Origin of the sequence: Prochlorococcus marinus str. MIT 0918, assembly GCF_027359415.1 — a bacterium.
Taxonomy (GTDB): domain Bacteria; phylum Cyanobacteriota; class Cyanobacteriia; order PCC-6307; family Cyanobiaceae; genus Prochlorococcus_E; species Prochlorococcus_E marinus_C.
Genome location: NZ_CP114780.1, coordinates 755,971 through 779,343, shown reverse-complemented (window position 1 = coordinate 779,343; position 23,373 = coordinate 755,971). Strand labels below are relative to the sequence as shown.

At 34.8% G+C, this 23,373-nt stretch carries 26 protein-coding genes and 1 tRNA gene; 16 read left to right on the top strand and 11 right to left on the bottom strand.

What is annotated here, in order from left to right; genetic code table 11:
* Positions 1-105 precede the first annotated feature (105 nt).
* The 7 genes from purC to msrA are packed head-to-tail and all read left to right on the top strand — an operon-like array spanning position 106 to position 7,115.
* On the top strand, positions 106-849 hold the full coding sequence (purC, locus tag O5636_RS04175) for a phosphoribosylaminoimidazolesuccinocarboxamide synthase (RefSeq protein WP_269623520.1): 744 nt from the start codon (positions 106-108) through the stop codon (positions 847-849).
* Positions 846-3,125, top strand: a complete 2,280-nt coding sequence (locus O5636_RS04170; protein WP_269623354.1) for a BamA/TamA family outer membrane protein — start codon at positions 846-848, stop codon at positions 3,123-3,125. The genes purC and O5636_RS04170 overlap by 4 nt, the downstream gene beginning before the upstream one ends.
* 4 nt (positions 3,126-3,129) lie before the next feature.
* Positions 3,130-3,981: a UDP-3-O-acyl-N-acetylglucosamine deacetylase gene (gene lpxC, locus O5636_RS04165; protein WP_269623353.1), complete on the top strand. Its 852-nt coding sequence runs from the start codon at positions 3,130-3,132 to the stop codon at positions 3,979-3,981.
* 55 nt (positions 3,982-4,036) lie between these two features.
* Positions 4,037-4,444 carry a 3-hydroxyacyl-ACP dehydratase FabZ gene (gene fabZ / locus O5636_RS04160; RefSeq protein ID WP_269623519.1) on the top strand — a complete coding sequence of 136 codons (408 nt, stop codon included), beginning with the start codon at positions 4,037-4,039 and terminating at the stop codon, positions 4,442-4,444.
* A gap of 4 nt (positions 4,445-4,448) precedes the next feature.
* Complete coding sequence (lpxA, locus tag O5636_RS04155) at positions 4,449-5,297, top strand: acyl-ACP--UDP-N-acetylglucosamine O-acyltransferase (RefSeq protein WP_269623352.1); 849 nt, start codon at positions 4,449-4,451, stop codon at positions 5,295-5,297.
* Position 5,298: 1 nt separating this feature from the next.
* Positions 5,299-6,474, top strand: coding sequence for a lipid-A-disaccharide synthase (lpxB, locus tag O5636_RS04150; protein ID WP_269623351.1), 1,176 nt, complete (start codon positions 5,299-5,301; stop codon positions 6,472-6,474).
* Positions 6,471-7,115 carry a peptide-methionine (S)-S-oxide reductase MsrA gene (gene msrA / locus O5636_RS04145; RefSeq protein WP_269623350.1) on the top strand — a complete coding sequence of 215 codons (645 nt, stop codon included), beginning with the start codon at positions 6,471-6,473 and terminating at the stop codon, positions 7,113-7,115. The genes lpxB and msrA overlap by 4 nt, the downstream gene beginning before the upstream one ends.
* Before the next feature lie 356 nt (positions 7,116-7,471).
* On the opposite strand, the gene O5636_RS04140 is transcribed toward msrA, so the two are convergent.
* From O5636_RS04140 to pseF, 3 genes are all read right to left on the bottom strand, one after another.
* Positions 7,472-8,947 (bottom strand): leucyl aminopeptidase, encoded by a 1,476-nt coding sequence (locus tag O5636_RS04140; protein ID WP_269623349.1) that lies wholly within the window; start codon positions 8,945-8,947, stop codon positions 7,472-7,474.
* Positions 8,948-8,994: 47 nt separating this feature from the next.
* Positions 8,995-9,585, bottom strand: coding sequence for a GIY-YIG nuclease family protein (locus tag O5636_RS04135; RefSeq protein ID WP_269623348.1), 591 nt, complete (start codon positions 9,583-9,585; stop codon positions 8,995-8,997).
* Between the two features lie 73 nt (positions 9,586-9,658).
* The gene (gene pseF, locus O5636_RS04130; RefSeq protein ID WP_269623347.1) at positions 9,659-10,351 is read right to left on the bottom strand and encodes a pseudaminic acid cytidylyltransferase; all 693 of its coding nucleotides are present in this window, start codon (positions 10,349-10,351) and stop codon (positions 9,659-9,661) included.
* A 372-nt stretch (positions 10,352-10,723) separates the two neighbouring features.
* Between pseF and O5636_RS04125 the strand changes: the two genes are divergently transcribed.
* From O5636_RS04125 to pyrF, 3 genes are read left to right on the top strand one after another with little or no spacing between them, the layout of a single operon-like run.
* A complete protein-coding gene (locus tag O5636_RS04125; RefSeq protein WP_269623346.1) occupies positions 10,724-11,050 on the top strand; it encodes a DUF1825 family protein in 327 nt (108 codons plus the stop codon).
* A gap of 46 nt (positions 11,051-11,096) precedes the next feature.
* Complete coding sequence (gene tyrS / locus O5636_RS04120; protein ID WP_269623345.1) at positions 11,097-12,344, top strand: tyrosine--tRNA ligase; 1,248 nt, start codon at positions 11,097-11,099, stop codon at positions 12,342-12,344.
* Between the two features lie 19 nt (positions 12,345-12,363).
* Positions 12,364-13,089 carry an orotidine-5'-phosphate decarboxylase gene (pyrF, locus tag O5636_RS04115; RefSeq protein ID WP_269623344.1) on the top strand — a complete coding sequence of 242 codons (726 nt, stop codon included), beginning with the start codon at positions 12,364-12,366 and terminating at the stop codon, positions 13,087-13,089.
* Between the two features lie 4 nt (positions 13,090-13,093).
* Here the strand turns inward: pyrF and plsY are convergent, their stop codons facing one another.
* From plsY to O5636_RS04090, 5 genes are read right to left on the bottom strand one after another with little or no spacing between them, the layout of a single operon-like run.
* Complete coding sequence (gene plsY, locus O5636_RS04110) at positions 13,094-13,693, bottom strand: glycerol-3-phosphate 1-O-acyltransferase PlsY (protein WP_269623518.1); 600 nt, start codon at positions 13,691-13,693, stop codon at positions 13,094-13,096.
* Positions 13,694-13,716: 23 nt separating this feature from the next.
* Positions 13,717-14,784 carry a DUF3086 domain-containing protein gene (locus O5636_RS04105; protein ID WP_269623343.1) on the bottom strand — a complete coding sequence of 356 codons (1,068 nt, stop codon included), beginning with the start codon at positions 14,782-14,784 and terminating at the stop codon, positions 13,717-13,719.
* A 26-nt stretch (positions 14,785-14,810) separates the two neighbouring features.
* Entirely contained in the window at positions 14,811-15,230 is a 420-nt protein-coding gene (locus O5636_RS04100) for a DUF3119 family protein (protein WP_269623342.1), read from the bottom strand.
* Positions 15,231-15,235: 5 nt separating this feature from the next.
* Positions 15,236-15,982, bottom strand: coding sequence for an MlaE family ABC transporter permease (locus tag O5636_RS04095; protein WP_269623341.1), 747 nt, complete (start codon positions 15,980-15,982; stop codon positions 15,236-15,238).
* 6 nt (positions 15,983-15,988) lie between these two features.
* The gene (locus O5636_RS04090) at positions 15,989-17,335 is read right to left on the bottom strand and encodes an MFS transporter (RefSeq protein WP_269623517.1); all 1,347 of its coding nucleotides are present in this window, start codon (positions 17,333-17,335) and stop codon (positions 15,989-15,991) included.
* 139 nt (positions 17,336-17,474) lie between these two features.
* Here O5636_RS04090 and O5636_RS04085 point away from each other — a divergent pair.
* Positions 17,475-17,545: transfer RNA gene (locus O5636_RS04085), tRNA-Gly, on the top strand.
* 8 nt (positions 17,546-17,553) lie between these two features.
* Here O5636_RS04085 and O5636_RS04080 read toward each other — a convergent pair.
* The gene (locus O5636_RS04080; protein ID WP_269623340.1) at positions 17,554-19,620 is read right to left on the bottom strand and encodes a glycogen debranching protein; all 2,067 of its coding nucleotides are present in this window, start codon (positions 19,618-19,620) and stop codon (positions 17,554-17,556) included.
* A 67-nt stretch (positions 19,621-19,687) separates the two neighbouring features.
* On the opposite strand from O5636_RS04080, the gene O5636_RS04075 reads away from it, so the two are divergent.
* From O5636_RS04075 to O5636_RS04055, 5 genes are all read left to right on the top strand, one after another.
* Positions 19,688-20,341: an MBL fold metallo-hydrolase gene (locus tag O5636_RS04075; RefSeq protein ID WP_269623339.1), complete on the top strand. Its 654-nt coding sequence runs from the start codon at positions 19,688-19,690 to the stop codon at positions 20,339-20,341.
* A 158-nt stretch (positions 20,342-20,499) separates the two neighbouring features.
* Complete coding sequence (locus tag O5636_RS04070; RefSeq protein ID WP_011125552.1) at positions 20,500-20,775, top strand: HU family DNA-binding protein; 276 nt, start codon at positions 20,500-20,502, stop codon at positions 20,773-20,775.
* A 388-nt stretch (positions 20,776-21,163) separates the two neighbouring features.
* Positions 21,164-21,466 carry a hypothetical protein gene (locus tag O5636_RS04065; RefSeq protein WP_269623338.1) on the top strand — a complete coding sequence of 101 codons (303 nt, stop codon included), beginning with the start codon at positions 21,164-21,166 and terminating at the stop codon, positions 21,464-21,466.
* 119 nt (positions 21,467-21,585) lie between these two features.
* Positions 21,586-21,882, top strand: coding sequence for a hypothetical protein (locus O5636_RS04060; protein WP_269623337.1), 297 nt, complete (start codon positions 21,586-21,588; stop codon positions 21,880-21,882).
* A gap of 626 nt (positions 21,883-22,508) precedes the next feature.
* Positions 22,509-22,760, top strand: a complete 252-nt coding sequence (locus O5636_RS04055) for a hypothetical protein (RefSeq protein WP_269623336.1) — start codon at positions 22,509-22,511, stop codon at positions 22,758-22,760.
* A 20-nt stretch (positions 22,761-22,780) separates the two neighbouring features.
* Here O5636_RS04055 and O5636_RS04050 read toward each other — a convergent pair whose 3' ends face one another.
* Positions 22,781-22,996 (bottom strand): hypothetical protein, encoded by a 216-nt coding sequence (locus O5636_RS04050; RefSeq protein ID WP_269623335.1) that lies wholly within the window; start codon positions 22,994-22,996, stop codon positions 22,781-22,783.
* A gap of 67 nt (positions 22,997-23,063) precedes the next feature.
* The gene (locus O5636_RS04045) at positions 23,064-23,324 is read right to left on the bottom strand and encodes a high light inducible protein (RefSeq protein WP_269623334.1); all 261 of its coding nucleotides are present in this window, start codon (positions 23,322-23,324) and stop codon (positions 23,064-23,066) included.
* Between the last annotated feature and the right edge of the window lie 49 nt (positions 23,325-23,373).

Sequence of the window (23,373 nt, the reverse complement as noted above, 5' to 3'; positions counted from 1 at the left end):
AGACATATTTCTTCTTCGGGAAAAATATTTTTGCTTGCTACCCTAGGATTCTTGTATTTTTATTGGATAAGAGCTTAGTTTTTGTTTGATGTGAGAGGAAACCCAATTCAACAATCTATTTCTTCACTTCTCTATGAAGGAAAGGCAAAAAAAATTTTTACAACTCAACATCAAGATGAGTGCTTAGTTTTTTTTAAGAATGATGCAACTGCTTTTAATGGTAAAAAGCATGCTGAGGTTGAGGGTAAGGGAAGTTTGAATTGTGAAATTTCGTCATTGCTGTTTAGGTTTTTAGAATCAAATGGTATACAGACACATTTTTTAGATAATCAAGAAAATTGCTGGATGTTGGTTCAAAAAGTCGAGATTATTCCATTGGAAGTAGTAGTTAGGAATATTGCCTCAGGGTCATTATGTAAGCAAACACCCATTCCCCCAGATAAAGTTCTTAGTTGCCCTTTGGTGGATTTTTATTTTAAGGATGACTCCTTAGGAGATCCCCTGCTTACTGAAGCGAGATTGGACTTATTAGGATTAGTTTCAAATGATCAAAGAATTGAATTAAAAAGGCTTGCCTTAGAAGTGAATGGCTTGTTAAAAGATTTTTTTAAGAAAATAGATCTTTTATTGGTAGATTTCAAGTTAGAGATGGGCCTGAATCAAAAAGGACAGTTATTAATTGCTGATGAAATAAGCCCAGATACATGCAGGATATGGGATCTAAATGCTAAGGATCCTCAAGATCGAATTCTTGATAAAGATCGTTTTAGAAAGGAGTTGGGAGGAGTGAGAGAGGGGTACAGTGAAATACTTAATAGAATAAAGGGATTTTATAAAGGAAGAGAATGAAAATAAGCTTTGTCTTTAGTAAAGTTAGGTTTATCCTAGAAAAATCAACCGATGGAATTGCTGACTTTATTTCAATGAGACTATTTCGCAAAAAGACATATCTTTTAGCTTTGGTCTTGCCTTTATTTGGTGGATCAGTCAGTTCGGAATTAAATGATAAAAATAATAGCCTGAGAAATTCATCCTTGAATTTTTATAGTATTGAGATTGCAGACTCAAGTGATAAAGACATTTCAGGTAAACAAGAGCCTGAAGAAGCTCTGGTTTTAATTTCAGAAGTTGTAATAAATGGATTGGAAGATCATCCTGATAAAGGGAGATTGGAATATGCAGCCTATGATGCAATGACTATTAGACCTGGAAGTAGAGTAAGTAAATCTGATCTTAAGAGAGAGTTAAATGCTATTTATGCTACTGGTTGGTTTTCTGGGTTAGAAATACAGCCGAAAGACACTCCATTAGGAGTACAGCTTTCAGTAAATGTTAAACCTAACCCTGTATTTAAAGAAATTAAGATTATTCCTGAAGATTCCTTGATATCTAGTGAAGTAATTCAAAAGATTTTTGCTAAAGATTATGGTAAAACATTGAACTTAAATGTTATTCAATTAAGAATAAATAAATTAAAGTCTTGGTATTTAGATAAAGGTTATTCGCTAGCAAAAATTTCTGGTCCAAACAGAATCACATCTAATGGAACGGTTCAACTTACAGTTCAAGAAGGAACTATTGATGATATTCAGGTTGTTTTTCTTAATGAAGAAGGAAATTCATTAAAGGATAATGGAAAGCCAGTTAAAGGTAAGACCAAGAGATGGGTTATAGATAGAGAATTGATGAGTAAGCCTGGGGTCATTTTTAATAGAAAAAACCTTGAGGCTGATATAAAGAGACTGTATGGACTTTCTTTATTTAGTGATATCAGAGTAACTTTAAAGCCAATAGCTGGAGAACCTGGCAAAGTAATAATTGTATTAGGTATTACTGAACAGAGGACAGGTTCTCTAACAGGGGGTCTTGGCTATAGTGGAACACAAGGATTTTTTGGCTCTGCAGGCCTTCAAGAAAAGAACTTCCTAGGAAGATCTTGGTCTACTGATTTAAACTTTACTTATGGAGAATATGGAGCATTAGTTAGTTTTTCTTTGGCTGATCCTTGGATTAAAGGTAATAAATACCGTACTTCTTTCCGTACATCAGTTTTTATTAGTAGAGATGTACCTCAAGAATTTAGGAGTAAAAGTGGTGGAACTATTTTAGGGGTAAGTGATTATTATGAGGCCCCAGGTGCAACTTCTTCCTCTACTGTTTATGATATTGATCATGCACATACCGGCTTAAATAGCTCTGCATTTAGTACTGTTGCAGCAGCAAAAACAAGTCATTCTTCTACTAGTTGGTTTGACTATGAAGGTGATTCAATTCTGCTTCAAAGAACAGGTGGTAACTTTTCTTTTTCAAGACCATTAAATGGTGGTAACCCTTTTAAGAAATCCAAATGGGCTGTGCTTCTTGGAATGGATTTTCAGAAAGTTAAGCCAATAGATTACTCATCGAAAGAAAGACCTTACGGTGTACCTAATAATAGAATCTCAAAAAATGCAACTCCAAATTCTAATATTATTTGCATTGCCTTTAACTGTGCAAAAGAAAATTTACTTGTAGGTGTCCGAAGTGCAGTAACTTATAATAATTTAAATAATCCCAGAAATCCAACCTCAGGTAATTTTTTCAGTTTAGGTAGTGAGCAATATCTTTCTGTAGGAAAATATTCACCTACGTTTAATCGTTTAAAGGCTAGCTATTCTTATTTTATTCCAATTGACTGGTTAAAGATTCATAAAGGATGTAGACCTAAAGCTGGAGAAAAGTATTCATGCTCTCAGGCGCTTGCATTTCAAGTGAAATCAGGAACCGTTATTGGAGAGCTTCCTCCTTATGAAGCATTTTGTTTAGGTGGCTCTAAATCTATTAGAGGTTGGAGTTCATGTGATTTAGCAGTTTCGAGAAGTTTTGGTGAAGCTTCTGCAGAATATAGAGTTCCACTTTGGAGAATGATTTCAGGAAATGTTTTTGTAGATGTTGGTAGTGATTTTGATTCGCAAAAACATGTTCCAGGGAATCCAGGAAAGCTTCTTGGCAAAAAAGGAAAGGGGTTTTCTGTTGGTAGTGGATTGTCTTTTAATACTCCGATTGGCCCCCTTCGTATAGAGGCTGCAAGTAAGGACTTTGATGGAGATTGGAGATATAACTTAGGGTTTGGTTGGAAATTCTAGTGAAATGGAGTGGTTACCACAAGATTATGAAGGTGCTTGGACTTTAGGAGGAAATGTCTGTCGCAGAGGGGTTGGTTTGCATAGTGGAAATGAATCAGAAGTAACTCTTTTGCCTATTGAGGAAAGAGGTTTCCATGTTTCGTGGATAAATAGTGATGAGCCTCCAATTACTCTTAATCCTTCGCATGTGGTCAATAGCCAACTTTGTACTTCAATCCATTTAGGAAATAAAAAACTATTAACTGTAGAGCACCTTCTTGCAGCATTAGTTGGATGTGGTTTGACTCATGTTCATATTCTTGTTTCAGGCAATGAAATACCTTTGTTAGATGGTTCTGCTATTGAATGGGTAAATGCTATTAGGGATGTTGGTTTAGTTTCTGCAAAAACCTCGCGGTTGCCTTGTCCGGTGATACAAGAACCTTTTGTATTAAGTAAAGGATCTAGTTTAATAACTGTAACCCCTTCTAAAACTTGTAATTTAATAGGCATAATTGATTTCCCCTACCCAGCTATAGGTAGTCAGGTGCTTTCTTTAGAATTAACACCAAAAACATTTGTCAAACAGATTGCTCCTGCTAGAACATTTGGTTTCAAGGATCAAATAGAATCATTGGTAAATGCAGGTCTTATTAAAGGAGGCAGTTTAAATAATGCATTGGTATGCGATGGTCACACTTGGCTTAACCCCCCATTGAGATTTAAAGATGAACCTATTAGGCATAAACTTTTGGACTTAATAGGTGATTTGGCTTTTGTAGGATTGCCTAAAGCTCAAATTTTGGTTTACAGAGGGTCCCATGAACTACATGCTCAACTAGCTAACTTGCTTTTTCAAAAATCTTCTTCTATTTAATCTTGTTTTGACTAATCATTCTTCAGAGAAATTTGCTTTAACTAATGAGCAAATTATGGGCCTTTTGCCTCATCGCTATCCGTTTGCTTTGGTGGATAGAGTTGTTCAATATGAACCTGGGAAAAGTGCAACAGGAATTAAAAATATCACTATCAATGAACCTCAATTTCAAGGCCATTTCCCAGAAAGGCCTTTAATGCCAGGTGTACTAATTGTTGAGGCTATGGCACAAGTAGGAGGCTTGATTGTCACACAGATGCCTGATTTGCCTAAAGGACTTTTTGTTTTTGCAGGTATTGATGGCGTTAGGTTTCGCAGGCCAGTTGTACCAGGTGATCAATTGATTATTAATTGTCAATTGCTAAGCATTAAACGTCAAAGATTTGGGAAGGTTAAAGGAGAAGCAAAAGTTGATGGGAAATTGGTCTGCTCTGGGGAATTAATGTTTTCTTTGGTGGATTGAATTAATGATTGAACAGAACAAATCTAAAAAATCTATGATTAACAACACAGTCGAGATTCACCCTTTGGCTGATGTAAATACCAACGCAGAACTTAGTAGAGGTGTTGTTATTGGTGCTGGTGCAGTTATCGGCCCAAATGTTCAGATAGGAGAAAATACTATTATTGGTCCAAATGTAGTACTTGATGGAAGATTAATAATTGGCTCAGGAAACAAAATATTTCCTGGAGCCTGCTTGGGACTGGAACCTCAGGACTTAAAATATAAAGGTGCACCTACTGAAGTAATCATTGGCGATAATAATACTTTACGTGAATGTGTAACCGTTAATAGAGCTACTAATGAGGGCGAAAGGACTGTAATAGGTAATGGAAGTCTTCTAATGGCTTATACACATATAGCTCATGGATGTAATGTTGGTAATGAAGTGATTATCTCAAATAGTGTGCAAGTTGCAGGTGAAGTGGTAATTGAGAATAGAGCTGTAATAGGAGGATCTTGTGGCATTCATCAATTTGTTCATATTGGCTGTCTCGCGATGGTTGGTGGGATGACAAGAGTTGATAGAGATGTGCCCCCATATTGCTTGGTTGAGGGACACCCAGGTAGAATGAGAGGATTGAATCGTGTAGGTATTAGAAGAAGAAATCTTGATAAAAAAAACCCTGAAGAATATAGACAATTGCAAGAGGTCTGGAATTTAATTTATAGGTCAAATCATGTTTATAAAGAGGGGTTGGAATTGGCTACACAAAAAAAACTTTTACCACCAGCGAAGAAACTTTGTGATTTTCTTCATGCTTCTACCAGTGATGGTCGAAGAGGCTCTATGCCTTTAACTATTAATAATTAATATGCGCTTACTTATAAGTACTGGAGAAGTATCAGGAGATTTACAAGGAAGTTTTTTAGTCAAAGCTTTGTTAAATGAGTCAAAAAGACGTTCGTTAAAATTGAAAATAATGGCCCTAGGGGGTGCTCGTATGAAAGAGGCTGGTGCAGAGCTGATTTCAGATACAGCTTCTATTGGAGCAATTGGTTTATGGGAAGCTTTGCCTTATGTAATACCTACATTAAAAGCTCAAAGTGTAGTTGATGATTTATTTGTAAGGGAGCCTCCTGATGCTTTGGTCTTAATTGACTATATGGGGCCAAATATTCGCTTAGGGAAAAAAGTAAGAAAAAAATTCCCATCTATTCCCATAATTTATTACATTGCTCCACAAGAGTGGGCTTGGAGGTTAGGGGATGGTGGGTCAACAGATTTGATTGGTTTTACTAATAAAATATTGGCGATTTTTCAGAAAGAAGCCGACTTCTATTCAAAAAGAGGGGGTAAGGTTACTTGGGTGGGCCATCCAATGCTTGATAACTTAAAAGCGAGTGTTGATCGAAGAGAAGCATGTCAAAATCTTGGAGTTGACCCTTCTCGAAAGTTTTTATTGCTCTTTCCTGCATCAAGAACACAAGAACTAAAGTATTTATTGCCAATACTTCTTAAGGCCGCCGAATTAATCCAAGCAAGTTATCCATCTTTTTATGTTTTATTACCTGCTGCTCAAGAGAGCTTTGAACAACTTTTAATTGATGGCTTGGAAAATTCTGCAGTTGAAGGGAAGGTCTTGCCCTCAAAAAAAACTGATTCTTTAAAGCCAAGCTTTTTTGAAGTGGCTGATTTGGCTATTGCTAAGTCAGGTACTATTAATATGGAACTTTCATTACATTTTGTTCCTCAAATTGTTGGATATAAAGTAAGTAGAGTTACAGCATTTATAGCAAAAAAACTTCTGAGGTTTGATGTTGATTTTATATCACCTGTTAACTTGTTGTTAAATAAGATGTTGGTACCTGAATTGATTCAAAAGGAATTTACTCCAAAAGCTATTTTTGAGTTAGCAAAGTCATTAATAGATGATGATAGGAAAAAATTAAAAATGTTTGAAGGTTATGAGCAACTAAGGAAAAATTTAGGAGAGCCAGGCGTAACAGAAAGAGCAGCAGCAGAAATTTTGAATTTAATAAAAAAATGAATCTTTTTAGATTAAATAAATTTCAACTTATTCCATTCATTCTTTCATTATTGATAATATATCTGTGCTTATTTTTATTTCCAAATTATGCTTCTGCTACAACAGAGTCTGGTGTTTTTGCGGGAGGGTGTTTTTGGTGCTTAGAACATGATTTTGAAGATATAAAAGGAATACTTTCAGTTGATAGTGGATATACTGGTGGAAAGAGTACTAGCCCAACTTATAAGAATCATAAAGGCCACCAGGAAGCTATTCAAGTAAAATACAATTCCACAATTTTAGGTTTCGAAGACTTATTAAAGATTTATTGGAGGAATATAGATCCTTATGATGACAGAGGCCAGTTTTGTGATAGAGGTGACTCTTATAGACCAGTAATTTATTTTAGTAGTATAAAGCAAAAAGATATTGCTAAGGAAACTTTCCAAAATGTTTCTGATGAATTAAGTGTACCTATTGATAAGCTTAAAGTTAAATTGCAAAAATTAGAAAAATTTTATATCGCAGAAGATTATCATCAAAATTTTGCTAAACGAAATAAGCTCAAGTATAGTTTTTATAGAAATGCTTGTGGTCGAGATCAAAAATTGGATGAGGTATGGGGATCAAATAGTAGAAAAGGTGTTGATTGGGAAAATTAATTGAAAATTAAAAACTGAAGAAATTAATATATTATGAGGCAAGGGCTTTTCTTTTATTATTTTTTATTTGTTTTATTGGCTTAATATATAACTTTAGATCTTAATTCACAATTAGTATATTTAATTATTGTTAATGATCAAGCTTAAAAATGATATATTGGATCATGTCTGTCTACTTCTAATTCATCAAATAATCTTGCCATAGTAATACTAAAATCTTTAAAAAGCAAATTGGTAAATACTTAAACTAAAAGATTCTGCTATAAAATCTATGACTAATTAGATAATACTTAGATTGAAGAATATTATCTATTTAAAGCTTCTTAATAGAGTTAAATACCTTACCTATATATCAGTCAACCTTGACTCATTGCCCAATTTATCAGAGTCCTTACTCCATATCCAGTTGCACCAGCAGGATCTAGCCCACGATCTTTGTCTGCCCAACATGTTCCTGCAATATCTATATGAGCCCATGCGACTTTTTTATTTATAAATTCATTTAGAAATAGAGCTGCAGTAATTGATCCCCCTGACCGAGGACCTGTATTTTTGATGTCGGCAAGCATTGATTTGAGGCCCTCTTTATAAGATTTTTGAAGAGGCATTCTCCAGAGATTTTCCCCACAATCGCTAGAGGCTTTTTGTAATTCATCTGCCAATTGATCATTATTAGACCAAAGACCAGCAATTTCTTCTCCAAGAGCAATTACACATGCTCCAGTTAATGTTGCAAGATCGACTATTGAGTCTGGATTAAGTTTGCATGCGTATACCAATGCATCAGCAAGAGTTAATCTTCCTTCTGCATCTGTATTGTTAATTTCTATTGTTGTTCCATTAGATGCTTTAACGATATCTCCTGGATGCACTGCTGACCCGTTAACCATATTTTCACATGAGGCAACTATAAAATGTATTTCTGTATTGGCAGGGCACATTTCCCCTAAGGCTCTAGCGGCGCCAATAACAGCAGCGCTCCCTCCCATGTCATATTTCATCATTTCTATTTGAGATGCTCCGACTTTTAGGTTGTATCCTCCTGAGTCAAAAGTTAATCCCTTCCCTACCATTGCGATTCTTCTTTTTATTTCTCCGTTTGGTTTGTAAGTTAGATGAATAAATTTGGGTTCTAGATCAGATCCTTGAGAAACTGCTAAATAAGCTCCCATACCTTCTTTTTCGCATTCTGCCCGATTAAGGATTTTGCATTCAAGGTTGTATTGCTCTGATAATTTCAAAGCTTCATTTGCTAAGGAACTGGGAGTTAAGTCGTTTGGGGGAGCTCCAACTAATTCTCTTGCAAGTTCAACTCCAGAACAAATGGGGTCTATTAGATCTAGGATTGATTTCGCTGATTCTGGCAAGCCTAAGAGTTCAATGGATTGAGGGACTTTGTGAGATTTGGGGTCACTTTGAAAACGAAGATCTTTGAATATTGATAACCTTATTGATTCAGCCATTGCTTTTGCAACACAAGAAGAGTCAAAATTATTACAAGGGAAGTGAAAAGCCATCTTTCCTTCTGAACCAATACTTGCTCTAGAAGCAATAGCAGTTGCTTCTCTAAGAGAATTTATTGAGAATTCTTCGGGTTTCCCTAAACCTATTAAGAGAATTTGTTGAATATTTTTTTCTAATAGAGTTAGCTTGACACTTTCACCAAGGGTTGGGGAAAATTCTTTCTCTTTTAGATATTTCTCAATCAGTTGTGGGTTGCATATTCCTGATAAAATCCCCAGCTGAGCTGTTATATCTCCCTCTAGAAGCCCTATGGCTAATGTTGAGCCTGACCAGCCTTGGGGAGTCTCCTGATTTATAGAGATTTGCATTGTATTTTTAGATCTATCTTTATTTTAATGGGTTTGATTGTCTTATTTTAGTTAGTGAATGGTGTATTCCAGACTCCCCTTGTCTCCTTATTGAAAGGAGTTAACCAGCGATGTATTAATTCTTTTTCTATTTTCCTTCTGGCTTTTGTATCTGTAGGGACATCAGTCCAAAACCGAATGCTTAGGTTGGTCCCCAAGTTAACTTTTTGGAAGCTCTCAGAATAAGATTGGAGATATCCTTTGCAATCATGATCCCCTTTCCATCTTTTATCAGCAGCAATGGTTTCTCCTATATATAAAAGAATATGAGAATCTAGATTTATTGGCTTATCCATAACTAGATATATTGCAGGACCTTGATGAGGGCTCTTGGGCCATTTCCAGAAAGTTAAAGATAATGGAGTTAGATTTAATAGATTAAGGTTATTTATTGAGCCCGTTTCATATTCTTTAAAAAGAGATTCTTGACTAATTACTTTACCTTTGGCATCAAAAAGATTTTTTTGATGAGAATATATTCTTTTCTGCCAAGATAAAAGTCCTTCTTTGTTAAATGATAATTCCTTATTCAGCTTAATTGGTTGATTAAAATATTCTCTATTGTTGAATAATTCTTTTTGTCCTTTTGGTAATTGCATTGATTTAATATTATTAGTGTAACTTTTTAATGAGCTATATTTAAAATAAACTTTTTAAATATAGCTCATTTTATTACAAGCCTTTGATTTTTTTATAATTTATTATCGAAAATAACTTTTCTGCCGCATTAAAATCCTCTAAAGTATCAATGTCTTGGCATGACATTCTATCTATTTCGTACCCAACCCTTTTGCTATATAAATCATTTGCCTTTAGATTAAAGAAATAACATTGCCCAGCATCATGAAATAACTCTGGTAAATCTTGGCTTCTTGAATTAGCATATTTATCCCACATATATGATAAAGTATTGTCTTGATTTTTTTTTAAAGCTCTAAAAACTGGGTAAGGGAATGAAGTTACGGTGAACACCTCACTAGCGTTTGTTTTCAGTAACTTCTCATTGCAACCTATGAGTGTTTTAGTTGTAATAAAGGGTGCTGTAGCATATAAGTAGCAAAGAATATCAGCCTCAAGTTTTGATTCTTTCATCCAGTTTAAAAAATGAGATATAACTTCTTTATCACTAGTGAAATCACTTGAAATTTCATTGGGCCTCATAAAAGGAATTAAAGCCCCAAACTTTGAACATATTTCAGCGATTTCTTGGTTATCTGTTGAAATATATACATTTTCAAATAAACCAGATGCAATAGCACATTCTATTGACCAAGCAATTAATGGTTTCCCATGAAAATTTTTGATGTTCTTTTTAGGTATTCTTTTAGAGCCTCCTCTTGCAGGTATCACACAAATGGTTTTCATAAGTGATCAACTTTCGAATTCTTTCAGAACTTTAGTTGGAATTTGGCAGTGTTAATGAATAGCTTTAACCTAATTTGTTGAGGTCTGAAAAAAACTAGGGATTGTGACAGGCTCCTTAGATTACTTTTTATTTGAAGGAGCTAGAATTACTTTTATACCGACTCGATTGGTTTTCACTACCTATACAATTCATTGTTTTCAGAGAGAATATGTAAAACTTCTTTTTAAACCCCACCTAATATTCTTGCCAGGATTCCAGTGATTTCATTAATACAAGCCTTCAAAGGCCATTATGAATACATTGACCTTTCCTTTGGTCGATTACATATCTCAGAACTTTTTATAACAACAGTAAGCTAGGGAGCTAAAAATATGGCTTTTTTTGAATCCGATATTGTTCAGGAAGAAGCAAGAAGTCTTTTTTCTGATTACCAAAACCTTATGCAGTTAGGTGGAGATTATGGAAAGTTTGATCGGGAGGGGAAAAAAATGTTTATAAGTAAAATGGAATCCTTAATGGATCGCTATAAAGTATTTATGAAGAGGTTTGAACTTTCGGAAGATTTTCAAGCGAAAATGACGGTAGAGCAGTTAAAGACACAATTAAGTCAGTTTGGGATGACTCCTGATCAGATGTTTGACCAAATGAATCTAACTTTGGATCGTATGAGATCTGATTTGGATGAATCGATTTCTTAAATAAGTTTCTTATCCGTATAAAATTAAATTGAAAGATAAGATAATTATGCTTGAGTTATCCAAATTTTTACCCGAGTGGGCGGCTAGAGGAGTCGTAGATTTTTTCCCTCTCGAGATTAATTCTGAAAAAGTTGAAGAATTTTCATTAAAGCTATCAAGATATAAAGCAACTCAAAAGCCTTTGCGAATAAAGCTTGGGATAGATCCTACAGGAGCTGACATCCATTTAGGTCACAGTATTCTTTTTAGAAAGCTTCGAGCTTTTCAAGATGCAGGCCATACTGCAATTTTGATAATTGGTGATTTCACGGCCCGAATTGGTGACCCAACAGGGAAAAGTAAAACTAGGATTCAGTTGTCAAGTAATGAAGTAGAAGAAAACTCCCAAACCTATCTTGAGCAGTTGGGGCTTGGAAAATCTAAAAACGATTCTTTATTAGATTTTGAGACGGAAGGTCGAATAGAAGTTCGACGAAATAGTGAATGGTTGGCAGATTTTGATATGACACAAATTATTAATCTTCTTAGTAAGTCAACAGTTGGTCAAATGCTTGCCAAAGAAGATTTTTCTAAGCGTTACTCCAATGGAACTTCTATTTCGTTGCATGAATTCCTTTACCCTTTATTTCAAGGGTATGACTCTGTAGCCGTTAAGGCAGATGTTGAGCTTGGTGGTGTTGATCAAAAATTTAATGTTGCGATGGGAAGAGATATGCAACGTCATTTTGGTCAACAGCCTCAGTTTGGATTGCTCTTGCCAATTCTAGTAGGTTTAGATGGAACGCAAAAGATGAGTAAAAGCCTTGGCAACACTATTGGCTTATCAGAAGATGCTCTTTCAATGTATTCAAAGCTTGAGAAGGTTCCTGATGATCAGGTCTTAAATTATTTAACCTTATTAACTGATTTGGAATTAAATAAATTACCTGAGGATGCTAGAGAAATTCAGAAATTTATGGCATTAAGTGTAACCGCTCAATTCCATGGTTTGGCAACTGCAAGCAGTGCTCAATCAGATGCTTCTAAGCTTATGGTTGGATTGCAAGATGGCCTAGACGATATTCCTGAGGTATCTATTTCAGATGTTAACTTTCCATCAAAGGCTTTCTATTTGCTTAGTGCTATAGGTTTGTTTTCGAGTAGCAGTGAAGCAAGACGCCAGATTAAAGGTGGTAGTGTAAGGATCGATGGAGAAAAGATTTTAGATCCTAATTTTGAATTTTGTAATAAAGATGAACTTAGTGGAAGAATATTACAAATAGGGAAGAAAGTTTTTAGGCGTATGTCTTCATAATAAATATTATTTTTATATTATGACTTCAACATTTAAGGCTGAAGAAAAATTAATTCTTGCTTTAGATCATATGAATGAATCAGAAGTGATTTTGTTGCTAGATAAATTACCAAATTTAGTTTGGGTTAAGGTTGGCTTAGAATTATTTACTTTGTTAGGGCCTGAAATTGTTTTCAAGTTAAAAAAACTAGGAAAAAAAGTATTTCTTGATCTTAAATTCCATGATATTCCAAACACTATGGCAAGGGCTTGTTATCAGGCTGCTTCTATAGGAGCAGATTTAATTACCATACATTCATGTGCGGGTAAGAAGGCTTTAAAAGAATGTAAGAAATCATCAATTCAGGGTGCCATCGATGTTGGACTATCTCCTCCTGGACTACTAGCAGTAACTGTTTTAACTAGTTGGGAAGAACAAGAATTTATCGATGATCTTGATATTAATCAATCTATAAATAAGAGATCATTATTATTATCAGACTTAGCATTTCAAGCTGGAATCAGCGGTTGTATTTGCTCCCCTATAGAAGCACAGAAATTAAGAAAATTCTTCCCTGAACCTTTTTTGATTATTACTCCAGGCATACGTTCTGAGGGTGTTAACCGGAATGATCAAGCAAGAGTAATGACACCTTTAGAAGCATTAAAAGCAGGTTCTTCCAAATTAGTAATAGGTAGAGAAATTAGTCTTGCAAAAGACCCTTCAAAAGCTTTTAAAAGAATTTGTGAGCAGATTAGTTATTAACTAGCTAGCTAGCCTTGGTACCAATTTTAGGTTCTGTACCAGATGTTATTCGTCTAAAATTGCTTCTATGTCTCCATAAGACCAATGACATAGCGACAAGGCTTACTAATAAATAAGGAATGGAAAGTTTAGATTGGAAACTTAAGAGCATTAATAATGGAAGGCTTATAGCAGCACAGATACTTGATAAAGAAACCATTCGCCAGAAACTTAAAATTAGAAGAAAAATTCCAAGCGAACTTAATCCTACTTTCCAAGAAATTCCAAGGAAAACTCCTAGACCTGTAGCAACAGCCTTTCCCCCTTTCCCTCTTAACCAAATTGGCCAAATATGACCAGCTAATGATGAAATCCCTACTAAAACTTGCCAACTTTCATCTAGAAGTAGTGATTTGGCAAGTAATACAGCTGCAGCACCTTTGCTTACATCTAAAGCAAAAACAATTAAGGCAGGCCACTTGCCTACATGCCTTAGAACATTTGTTGCCCCTGTAGAACCTGAACCAATTAGCCTAAGATCTATTCCTGCTAACCATTTGCCTGCAAGGTATCCACTGGGAAAAGATCCAAGTAAATATCCAATAAATATTAGAAACAATGCAATAGAAGAAATGGTGCAATCCTCCCTCAAATCAATTCTTCATCAATATAAAGTTCTTCAGGGTTAGCTGCAAAAGCAAGCCATATTGGAAATTGGAGAATAGGTATTTCTACTTTTCTTTCAGCAGCATCAATAAGGATTAAAGGTACTTCCTCTCTAGCTTCTAATCTGTCAGCGCATTCCACTAAAGCTTCGGAACGTTCAAAAAGCACTATGCCACTATTTGGCCCAAAGTCTTCTCGATTAAGTCCTAATGCATCTTGAAGACCTCTTCTCCATTCGCCAAGTCTTTCAGGTTGACTGGCTAGAATAAGTGCCTGAAAACGATCTCCATATATTTCACCTAAAATAGCAATTAAAGCTGCTGATAATAATATATTTCTTGAACGGGTTCCCCTGCTTTGTTGTGCTCCTCTACCACCCATGTTGAAAAACCAGTCTTCAAGAATCTCTACATCTTTTGGCTCTAAACTCCTTCTAAATTTCCAGGGATCAGCATAATAATCTGGTTGACCTAAATATTGATCTAGGCATTTAAGTATCAATTCTTTGTCTGGTTTAAATGTATCTGATATTGCCAATACATTTTGTACCACTTCTTTTTCTTCTGACTCTTTATTTTTATCAAGTGGGGATGGTGCTACTACTAATGGTTGTGAAATAAGGTCTAATTGTTCAACAGAATTAGTCAAACCTTGCATTGCCCCAGTAAGATAATCTTGAAAACCTTTCACTTGCCTTGCAATTGAATCTGACTTGCCAGCAAATGAATTATTTGAATCTTTCTCAATTTGGACCTTTCTAATCTCTAATTCTTTAATCTCATTTTCTAGATTAATACGCTTATCTTTAAGTTCTTTCAAAGCATATTCGAAGAAACTCTCTTTATTTAAACCTTCTAATATATTCTGGTTTAATATTTTATTTGAAGATTGCTGTTCAGGGCCTTTTATGTCTAAAGATTGATTAATCTGCTCTTGAGATTTATCATTTAAATCTTTTTCTTTCGATATTATAGTTTCATTAGAGCTTGACTCAACAGATTGTTCTGCTTTGATCTCATTTTCTCTAGAGAGGTCTTCTGGTAGTGTCATTAATTTATTTAGTAAATTGGAATGATTTAATTAATTTCTTTTTTATTATTTATCTCTAAATTACCAAGATGTAATTTTAATTGGAGTTCAAGCATTTTTTTATCAAATATTATTGGTAAGAGATGAGGACTTGCCGTTTCACGGAAATAAAGAATTCCTGGTAATTGAGGGAAGAAAATTCTCCAAGCAACCCAATTTTCATAAGGAAAACGCCTTATTTCTTTTCCTAATTGCAAAACAATTAGATCTTTGTCCGTAAATTTTATTCTAAGAGTAAAGGTTTGAAGTAATAAGAAAAAGCCAAAACTACTTATTAACACTCCAATCCATATTGGTAATGGTGTCAAAAATATTGGTACGCCTGTAAGAATTATTAGTGCAGGGAGCCTATACATTGGTTCTAATACAATCTCATTAGATTCGTGTTTTTCTGATGAAGAGTTCATAAGAGTCATCCAAAAAGTATTTTGGTTAAAACTACATCCATCAAAGAAACAGTTAATAGAGTCATTACTACAGCACCAGTAGTACTAGTCCCTACTTCTTTTGCTCCACCTCGAGTAGTTAAACCCCATCCACATGCTATAACAGCAATTTGCAATCCGAATACAATAGATTTGATTAGCATGGATGGGAGATCGCTGAAAACTAGCCATCCCTTTACAGAAGTCCAAAAAACATCTCCAGGGATACTATAAAAGGCAGTACTACTTATTTGCCCACTCCAGAGTGCTACTGAAAAAAACAGTAAGCACTGTAAGGGTGCCATTACAACCATTGCTATTAACCTTGGTACTACGAGATATTCAACTGGATCAGTTTTTAACATAGTTATTGCATCGATCTGTTCTGTAACCTTCATTGTTCCTAATTGTGCTGCATAAGCTGTTGCTACTTTGCCTGTAAGAAGTGTTGCAGTCAGTAGAGGTGCAATTTCTCTGGCAAGTCCAATAGCAAGTAGCCCACCTACTTCAGAGCCAAGACCTTGTCGACTAAGTTCCGCTGCGACTTGAATATTAAATACTGTTCCTGCTGATATACCTGTGATTAGAATTATTAGAAAACTTGTGGGACCTGCTTCCATAAGTTGATCTATTAAATCTGATTTATTGAAATTTCCTTTAACTGTAGAAGTAATTGCCTGACCTCCTATGAGCAGGCTGCTTGCAAGTCGATTTAGCCAACGTGGTGTCTTCATTTTTTATTAGACAGAAATGCTTGGCTTCTTGTTAATCCAGTCTTTCATTATTAGTAGCCCAATCGCGACTAATAATGAAGGGATCAACCCCATGCAAATTCGAATAGTTGTTATAGCAGTGGAAGGTTGATCAATGGAATTGGCTAAAGAAAAACAATCAACAGAGGATTTATAGCCGGAGAAAGTAAGTAAAACACCAAGCATCCAAACGCTTAAGCCAATACCTATTTTTTGAATAAAAACCATCCAGGCTGTATAAATGCCAGCAGGTTTTTCTGGATCTGCATCAATAGCATCAGGTAGTAAAGACCAAGGAATTAAATAAGCAGTAGAAGCTCCAAACCCGACAAGTAGAATTATCAATAGTAAAGTAAGAAACTTTAAAGATTCTAGATTGTTAAATATAAAAAAGCTTTCCATAGATATTCCAGAAGATATTGGAGGTAAAAATATTGCAATTAAGCACGCTCCAATCCATAAAGAACCTCCTCTAAATAAAGCGGCGATTCTTCCATATTTGTTGGAATAAATACTCCAGAATTGCAGGCCTAAAAGAGCACTGATTTGGAAAGGAATAAGAATCCATGCAGAAGTCCCACTAGGTACTTTTATTACTTGTTGTAAGTAAATAAGCGAAACTGTTTGCATTAACTGAAGACCACACCAGAGGAGTAAATAAAGCAGAATAATTTTATGAAAAAGTTTATTTTTAAGTATACGATTTATTTGAAGCTTTAAAGGCTCTGAAGTCCCTGATGGTTTTCTAGCTTTCTTTGCAAAAGGAGCTAAACCCCAGCATGAAATTAAAGTAGTTAGAGTTGCTATTGAGCCAGTAATTTTTCCCATCAAGGTGTAGCCAGAACTCCCTGAAGATACAAGCCCAGCAGCAACTATTAACCCACTTAATCCAGCTATAATTGACCCTGTAAATCGGGCTGCATTAAGTCTGGTTCTTATTGAGGTTTCCTCAGTTATTTCTGTAGATAGAGCTGCAAATGGAAGGTTTACGCTGGTATAAGCAGTCATGAGAAGAATTGTGATGAATATGTAATAAAACGTTTTTGTAGTTATACCTCCTGCTGGTATCCACCAAATAGCAGCAAGGCTGATCCCCAGAGGTGCTGCAGCCCCAATCATCCAAGGCAACCTAGGCCCCCATCTTGATTTGGTATGGTCGCTAAGCCATCCAATTAAAGGATCATTTATTGCATCCCAAATCTTTATTACCATTAGTAAAGAGCCAGCGAGGAAAGCAGGTAATCCTGCAGCGCAAGTAAAGAAAGGAAAAAGGTAGAACCCCAATTGAGAAGCTGCTAAACCTGTTCCAGCATCTCCCATTCCATAGGAAAGCATTAACCTTCTGCGTGACTGGTTATTAAGAGACTTACTCTTTCTTTTTCTCGTTAAAGGGGACTCCACAACGTAATAATAGAAAAGTACTAAGATGGGTATTCAGATCCTATATTTGGGACTGATTAGAGTACATCTTTGTGCGGGCGTAGTTTAGTGGTAAAACCTCAGCCTTCCAAGCTGATGATGCGGGTTCGATTCCCGCCGCCCGCTTTTTTCAATCAAGAATGCTCACTGACTTGTTTGCAATGTTCTGATGCAGCAATTAGAACAAGGCTTCTGCTTTCTATTTTGATTCCTTTTTGGTTTTGGATTTGTTTGGGTTGCATATCATCATGAGTAAAAGCAGTATCGATTAATTTTATCCAGGGTGATGAGGGGGTCGGCAATTCGAAATTCATTGCTTGATCATATGCATTTAGGCCAAGCCATAAAACAGGTCCAATATTACCTTTGTTTATGCTGTAGCTAATTGTGTGAGACCAGCTACTCCAATCTGGGGAGTTGGTCTTTACGCCATGCCATTGAACCCAAAAACCATTTGGATCTTCTGGCTTTTTTGTAATTGGTGTATATTCAGGACTGAAAAATTGCAATAGGTTTTTTCTAATATATATAAGTCTATTGACGAAGAACTTTAGATCAAAGTCACAATCATCTGGGTGCCATATCATCCAACCAAGAGGTGTATCTTGACACCATGCATTATTATTACCTCCTTGACTTCTTCCAACTTCATCACCCATTAGAATCATTGGAATACCTGGAGATAATAATAAACTTGCTAATAAATTACGCTGTTGACGACTTCTTATATTCTTTAAATTATTATTTGTGCTAGGTCCTTCTATTCCATGATTCCAACTATTGTTGTGGTTCTCACCGTCACGATTATTTTCCCCATTAGAAAAATTATGTTTTTGGTTGAAACTCACTAGATCAATTAAAGTAAAACCATCATGAGAAGTAATAAAATTAATAGATTTCTTTACCGAATTTTTTTTATTTTTATACATTAATGGACTGCCAATAAGACGATCTTTTAGAGGCCAAGTACTATTTTTATCTCCTTTCCAAAACTTTCTAAGATCATCTCTAAAATGACCATTCCATGTGCTTATTCTTTTTGCGGGGAAGTCAGATAGCCTATATAATCCTCCACAATCCCAAGGTTCACTTATAAGTTTTAACTCACTTAAAACAGGATCTGATTCTATTTCTTCAAAAATTGGTGGCTGATCAAGAGGTAATAGATGTTTCCCTCTACTTAATGCAATACCTAAATCAAATCTAAATCCATCAACCCCTAATTCATATGCCCAGCATTTAATTGATTCAATAATTAATTGTCTAACGAGAGGATGGTGAGCAGCAATTGTATTTCCACAACCAGTTACATCTAAGAAATCTCCGATTTCATTTTTATGATAATAAAGTGATTCGCTAAAGCCCTTCCAGCTAATAATAGGACCGTCCTTATTTCCTTCTGATGTGTGATTATATACAACATCTAGAATAACTTCTATTTGATTATTGTGGCATTTTTCTACAAATTTTCTAAATTGATCTCTTGGTGATAATGAGTTTGTTTTTGAAATGAAATCATGATGAGGTGTAAACCAATTAATAGGGCTATATCCCCAATAATTTTTTACCCCATGCGGGGCATCTGATGGATCAAATGAAAAAACAGGAAGTAATTCAATTGAAGTAATTCCCATTTCTTTTAAATAAGAAATTTTATCCATTAACCCTAGAAACGTCCCTTTTAGATCGTCAGTTACTTCAGAGCATTTGTTTTTTGTAAAACCACCTACATGTAATTCATAAATAATTGTTTTATTCCATGGATGTTTAGGACGGGGATATTTATTAAAATTAAATTTCTCTCTTTCAGTAACAACTCCCTTTAGTGGTATATCTATTTTATTTGATATTTCTTTTGTGGACTTTCTTTGAAACAAATCCCATCCTGCTATCTCTCTGGCACAAGGGTCTAATAGTATTTTATTAGAATAGAAATCATGTTTTTCTCCTCTTTTTAAATCAACTATTCTATATGCATAAAGGCATCCAGAACCTACTCCATGAACCTCAACGTGCCAATAATCTCCTGATCTATTTAGCTTGCTTAATTTAATTACTTCTTGTGGTTCAGAATCATTAGAATCGTTAAATAATAAAAGTTCAACCAAATCTGCTTCAGGAGCAGCAACTGAAAAATTAACCCCTTCTTTGGTTATTGTGCTACCTAAAGGCCAAGCAGTGCCAATATTTATTTTGCTCACTGGTTTTTTTATAAGAGACAGTAAGCATTAAAAGCCAATTACTATTTTAGTCATCTTTAGCAACTCAATGTCTAAATTGTCTGCAGATCCACTAAGTAAGTCTGTTCAAAAGGTTAGAGATTGGTTGTGGATGTTCCCTTCGTCAAGCAGTTCTAATTCACTTACTTCATGGTGGTTAAATTGCTCACCTGAGCCTGTATTAATTGATTGCCCGGACCTCTCCCCCGAAGTGATTAGTGATTTAAGAAAGCTCAGTATTGGACTTCAGCCAAAGATTATTTTAACTAATCGAGACTCTCATGGAAAAGTTTCTCAATTGCATAAGGAATTTGGATGGCAAGTTCTTCTTCATGAACAAGAAAGTTATTTGTTGCCTGGTATAGAGAAATTGGAAACTTTTTCAGAAGAAGCGATTACTTCTTCTGGGTTAAAGCTCTTGTGGACGCCTGGCGCGACACCTGGCAGTTGTGTTGTTTATGCTCCTGCCCCTTGGAATGTGCTGTTCTGCGGACGTTTGTTAATTCCAGTTGCAACAGATCAATTAGGTTTAATTAGGTCTAAAAGGACCTTCCATTGGAGTATTCAGAAGAAAAGCTTTAAAAAATTATGCCAATGGATTCGTTCAGATCAATTGCCATTATTAGCTTCTGGAGGATCAGTGCATTTGCTCGGAGATGAGAAAATTTTGCCATGGGGAGCTGTACAGACTCTGAGAAATTAGTTCACAGAATGAAAAAACTTGGTATAAAGCTTTGCAGCATCATACTTTTCTATTGCATCAAGTGCTTTGTCTCCATACGATTAGCGGGTTCGGGTGTTTGATGATTAATTCTTAATTGGGTTTTCATTTTTCACTCTCTGCTACAACACACTTTTTAAATGAACAAAGCAGATCTGGTTAACTTAGTTGCAGCTCGTACTGAGCTCACTAAGACAGACGTGGCACTTGTCGTCGATGCTGCCATAGAAACTATTGTTGATTCAGTAGTGGAAGGCAAAAAAGTCTCCATACTTGGTTTTGGGTCATTTGAGCCTCGTGACCGCTCAGCTCGTCAGGGGTTAAACCCAAAAACTGGCGAAAAAATTAAAATTCCTGCAAAAAGAGTTCCCGCATTTACAGCAGGTAAATTGTTTAAAGATCGAGTTCAAGGCTGATCTGATTTTTCGAAAATTATTTTTGCTTTCAGCTCATTTTTTTGGCCATAGAGCTTTAATGCTCTTATAGAGCCACCCCTCTATGGCCTTAAACATTTTTTATAGCCATTCCATAGGCTTTTATGCGCCTTCAGGGCCATGAAATATCCTTTTAAAGCATGGAAGATATCTTTTCTTAGGATGTCTTAATCTATGCTTTATTTTCATGTTTTAAAATCTCTAATGATTTATGTAGGCGTATAATTTTGGGATTATATGATATCTTTAAGTCATTATTGATAACAATATATTGAATTATTTGATTTAATATTTTATATATTTAATATTTAATAATTCTCTAACAAACCAATACAAGATGAAGTTTATTAGAGTAAAGAAAATCATTGTAATGACTACTGTAATTATTGGAACTTCTAATTTTTACCCAATAATGTCTCAGTCAGAACATTATGAACCTATGATGTATTTATCAAAAGAATGCTTTGCTAAGAGAAATAAGAAGGTCTGTAAAAAAGCCTTAAATAAAATACAATTATACAAATCATTAGAAAATTTGAAAGATAATTATTCATGCCAAACAAGATTGTTGGGATTAGAGGCTCAATTGATAATGGTAATTATGAAAATGACAGAAGAGAGGGGATTATCTTTAGGAATGCTTAGGGATCTTCAAAAGAATTGTAGCTTTTAATAAAAACTTTTAATAGCTCTCATCCTATTAGATGGTTTTAAAATATTTAGTTTTGCCCTTATAAATGACTTTGGATAGGATTTACTGCTAATTCTGATAAGAAGTACATTGGCTTTCTAATGGGTAAAGCAAAACCTTCTTCTGAAGAAGCAAGTCAATCTCAACCAGAGAGTTTTCTAAAAAAATCAAGTAAGTTTAAAAAGGGCACTGCACCAGCTAAGGATAATGTTAACTCTGCTTCACAAGAAGTTTTGATTAAAGTAGGAGGCTTTGAATATAAAACCCCAACAAAAAAAACCCGTATCTTTATTGCTTCGCTTGTTATAGGTCTAAACCTTCTTCTTGTTATTGCTGTATTGCTTTATTTCTATAACCCTTGGTTTAAAGACTTTATCTACAATGTAGGTAGGACTTGATATGGATAGTTAAAAGTTGCCTTATCCCTTACAGAAATGGAATTTATACTTTGTATTGATCATCAATTCTGTCATATGCATCAAATTTATAAATATTTTTTGAACATAAAAAAGACCCTACATAGTAGGGCCTTTTTATTAGGTACTGCCTTGGAAGTCTTTCCTAGTTTCGACTCCTTAGCAAATACCTGCTCCTCACAAATATATTATGACTAGCTTTTATGTTTCTCCAAGGCCTCTAGAGGCAACTAAGCCAACTGGCACAGTGCCAGTTGGCTTAGTAACTTATGGATTTGTATTCCACTAAGAATAAGAAAACATTTATATTTTGCTAAGAGGCAATCTTGCTAAGAAATTTTTTTAGCATAATTTTTTCAAGTCATTCTTATGTGAAAACATCTATATAGGTATACTTAAACTATTTACAAAAAATAAGTAATTTAATGAAAATATGTCTAACTCTATTGTCTCATCTAAGGAATATTTCTGGAAGTTTTTTAACATTAAGCGAGGTAGTATTTTTTTTTCAAGATAAACACAAATTAATCGATGTCTTAGTTTTAAGCTTAAGAATGAGACTTAATTCAGTTTAGGTACTAGAATTAAAGATCAATTAAGTTTTAATTATGAGAATAACTCTTATTCTTTCGGTTCTGTTTTTATTGGGGGCTATTTTGACCTTAGAGGTGTATAGATTTTTCCCTGATTATAAATCAGCCTTTGAAGCAGATCAGCAATGTCATTATGAGGCTCTAAGCCTTTTTGAAGTTGAAGGAACGCTTGAATGTGACCATGACCTAGAAACCCGTCAGTGGATACTTTTTTCAGCTGGTAAAAATAATGAGAAGGCAACTGTCTTTAAAAGATTTAGGTATTAATATAGATTGCTAACTCGTAGTCAATGTAAAAATTTATCTGAGAAATTTTTAAAGATAAAAGTACCAGCAATAAGTGATATTAAAGCTGTAATTATGAAGGTAATTGCCTGACCTAATGAGCCTGCTTCGTATACATTATTACTTAATAAAGGAAAATCAATTAAAGAGCCAACTGTACCCCAAATGATTACCCAAATAGATACATAAAGAATGCTGAGTATGTCTTTCTTAGTCATGGAAGGATTTAAATTTGCTTTCAATAGTCTATTATATGAACTATTGTTTTTTATCAATATTAAGTTATTAATTAATCCCAAATATTGCTAAGGTTACAGGCTTACCGTTGAAAATTAATTCTGTTAATATTAACATTAAGAAACCAATCATAGCCGCTCTTGAGTTGACTAGCTCTGCATTCGGGTTAAAGCCAAATACTTGCTTGACTTCTTTATTTTCATTGTCCAACCATTTTACACCTGATGATTCAACTGAATTATTATTAGTTGGAGGGCTTTGAATTGATTGATTTGTTTTTTGATTATCAGTATCGTTAGAAGTTGCCATGGACTGGTGCTTGCATTATCTAAATATTTTATTTCTTTTTTTTCTTTTA